Here is a 3,371-nt window from a genome sequence, read left to right as displayed (position 1 = left end):
TCCTTATTTAAGTGTTCCTCTATGGTTTTCCTTATCTGTTGCTCCTTTATAGCCAAATCGTCTACATCACCAATTGGCTTTCCTATACGTAAAATATCTGCTTTGCTTGTAAAGTCAACATATTCATTTCCTTCTTCACAGTAAATCTCATTGACAATATATCCTTCGTAGACATCACGACCTTTAGACTTATCATAAAGGTCATCGCCTTGTCTTACTACTATTGGTTTACGCTTAACTACTCCTTTATTATCTTTAACATCCAGCTCTATTCTTGCTGTTATAGGAGACTTCTTATTGTTTACGGATAAAAGCTTCAAGTATGCGTTATTGTGGTAGTCCTTGGTTTCAAAGCCTGCTACCTCAATTTGCTTTACCAGCTCTAAATTATAGCTATCTACTGCATCCAGCTTATAAACAAGATTATGCTTTTCAACATGGGTCGCAGAGTAGCGTAAGGTACATAATGGATTAAGTGACTTAATGGCTTCTTTAGACTTAGGAGTGGTATCTACTGATTGTGGCTCGTCTATAATAACAAATGGTCTTGTTTCCTGTATCAGTTCAATAGGTTTCATACCGTTTAATCTATCATTAGGTCTATGAATGATATTGGCTTTGTTTTCTTTGGTTGGGTCAGTGAAACTCCTTCTAAAGGCGTCTATATTGATAACCATAATCTCTATATTATCGCTTACTGCAAAACTTCTGACCTGTTCCAATTTACTGCTATCATAGATAAAGTAGTTATAAATTGTATTATCAAATAAATCCTGAAAATGCTCTTTTGTAATCTCTAAAGACTTATAGACCCCTTCTTTAATAGCAATACTTGGGACAACGATAATAAACTTAGAGAAGCCATAGTTTTTACGTAGCTCAAGTATTGTACGCAGATAGACATAGGTCTTACCTGTACCCGTTTCCATATCTATATCAAAGTCATATTTCCCAGCCTTTAGGCTCTTTGTCTGTGGTAGACCATTCCTCAGCTGAATTTCTTGCAAGTTTTCTAAAATCTCATCTTCATCAAGTTCAAGCCTGTTACCGATACCATTGGTACTATCATACAAGCCTATTTGCCCATTATAGGGTGCTACTGTAAAGTTTGTCTGCATTGGGGTTTGACCTCTAAACAAATCAACAATGGAGGCTATGGCTTGGTGCTGATATTCTAAGTTTTTATCAAATTGCAATTTCATTGCTTTAACCCCCTTATCGTACCCTCAACCATTGAAGATATCAGAGTTGAAGAAACCTCTTTTATAACATCCATAACCATTGGCAGACCTTTGTCTTTTATAATATCTTTGGTATTGTTCCAAATGGTATCCTCTCGAATTTTATCTAGAAAATCATACCCACTATTTGTTAAGTTGCCAACAGAATAAAATAAGACCTTTGCTCCTTGTCCGCCACGATGAGGTTTGTACGAATTTATAAGTCCAGCTTCATATAATAGTTGACAACGGTCTGCAATTAATGCCATATCATATCCGTCTATTGGAACACCATGAATTAATAGATTTCCAGCCGGGAAAACTTCTTCTATTTTAAATAGTATTTTTCTCATTAAATCCATATCTCTTTGCATATGTGCACCTCCTTACAAAGTTATAAATTCTTCAATTCCGCCGGATTTAAGTATCTCCTTGATATTGGTCTTGTTACTATCTGTCTTAAAACCATTATCCTTAAATACAACTCTGGTGCTCTCAGGTGCTAATTCTTTTACCTTTTCTAAAATGCCTTTAGCAACTTCTGTTGTAATCTCATCGTCAAGGCAAATCATCAGCATACCAAATCCAATAGAATAAACCTTCTTCTGTGCAAGAATAAACTCATCAACTGGATAGGTTAGGTCAAGACCGTATTTGAGCATTATCTCATAGACAACATCCAACTCTGTTCTACCTTCCATATAGTTATCTACATAATCCAATAAAGATTGTTCCAAATTATCATAGTCGGGTTGCCACTTGCGGATATTAGAAGTGTCTAGTTTCAAAACCTTAAAGCCAATATCAAGATTTTGTGCTTCTAGCCCTTTTTCTTCCTTTATTTTCTCACCTGCACGACGAATACGCTCTTTGCCTATCTCACAGATATTCATAAATCCAGCTTTGTAGGCTTCATCTTTTTCGTCTGTAGTCTCTGGTAACTGAACCATAATAAATTTACGATTGCCACCATCTTCAGCGTTAAGTTGCATTACAGCATCAGCAGTTGTGGCAGAACCAGAAAAGAAGTCTAAAACAACATCTTCATCCTTAACTTTACAAACTTCCATTAGGTATCGAATCAACGATGAAGGCTTCGAATAATTAAACGGGATTTCTAGTTCACCAAGTTCATGCGAACCACGCTGATTAATATGGTCTTCAATGAAACTATTAGGCTTTGCTGATGAATTATCAATTACATCTTGCAAATATGTCTTTGTAAAGACATTCCATTTTGCAGGCGAGCCATCTTCCGTTACTAAGTTAGATGAACGAACAGGTTTAACAACAATCTTATCTTTTTCTGCTTCAAACTTTGTTCTTGTCCATCTCCAAATGCCATCACCTAACAAAGGACGCTCAGGTGGAAAAGTTTTACCTGGTGGAATTACCCTCGTGCCATCAGGACAATCAATCCAGAATCTTTGCTCTGGGTTTCTATTTTGAATAGTTGACATATATAATCGAACTAACTGATATCGCTCGCCTTTCCTTGGTCCATCTTCTTCAACTATGTTATATGCTTCAACGTTAGCTCCTCCAAAAAATGGCTCAGCACAAACAATATTCTTTGTATAAGTAAGAAGATAATCAAAATTAGGCGCCCAAAAGTCTCCTTTATTGTTACTTTTCTTAGTTATCCTGCCAGCACATCCAATAAAATTATCTTCTCCAAACACTTCATTACAAATTTTCTTTAGATTATCAACTTCATTATCATCAATACTTATAAAAACAACTCCATCTTCTGCAAGCAAATTCCTTGCTAATCTTAGTCTTGGATACATCATATTAAGCCAGTCTGTATGATATCTACCACTTGCCTCTGCATTTGTGCTTAGTCTATTGCCATCTTTATCTACTTGCCCTGTAATTCTCTTGTAGTTTTCAAGGCTATCATGAAAGTCATCCTTATAAACAAAGTCCTTACCCGTATTATAGGGAGGGTCTATATAAATCATTTTAACCTTGCCGTGGTAACTCTTTTGTAAAAGTTTTAATACCTCAAGGTTATCCCCCTCTATGTAAAGATTCTGGGTAGTATCCCAATCCTTGCTTTCCTCTTTACAAGGTCTTAATGTTCCTAGGGAAGGTGTTTGAGATAAACGTAAGGCTCGTCCTTTGCCATTCCAAGTAAAGTTGTAGCGT

General features: G+C 36.1%; 2 protein-coding genes and 2 pseudogenes. All 4 read right to left on the bottom strand.

Annotated elements, in window-relative coordinates:
• The coding region (locus GXZ13_08020; protein NLX75748.1) for a DEAD/DEAH box helicase family protein at positions 1-1,202 on the bottom strand (1,202 nt) is incomplete at its 3' end.
• Positions 1,199-1,594: a DUF2513 domain-containing protein gene (locus tag GXZ13_08015; protein ID NLX75747.1), complete on the bottom strand. Its 396-nt coding sequence runs from the start codon at positions 1,592-1,594 to the stop codon at positions 1,199-1,201. The genes GXZ13_08020 and GXZ13_08015, both read right to left, overlap by 4 nt.
• A 12-nt stretch (positions 1,595-1,606) precedes the next feature.
• A pseudogene (locus GXZ13_08010) lies at positions 1,607-2,395 on the bottom strand (site-specific DNA-methyltransferase).
• 483 nt (positions 2,396-2,878) lie between these two features.
• Positions 2,879-3,371, bottom strand: a pseudogene (locus GXZ13_08005) (site-specific DNA-methyltransferase).

This window comes from Synergistaceae bacterium, assembly GCA_012728235.1.
Taxonomy (GTDB): domain Bacteria; phylum Synergistota; class Synergistia; order Synergistales; family Synergistaceae; genus JAAYFL01.
The sequence above is the reverse complement of the archived record's forward strand: the minus strand, read 5'-3'. Positions and strand labels throughout refer to the sequence as shown.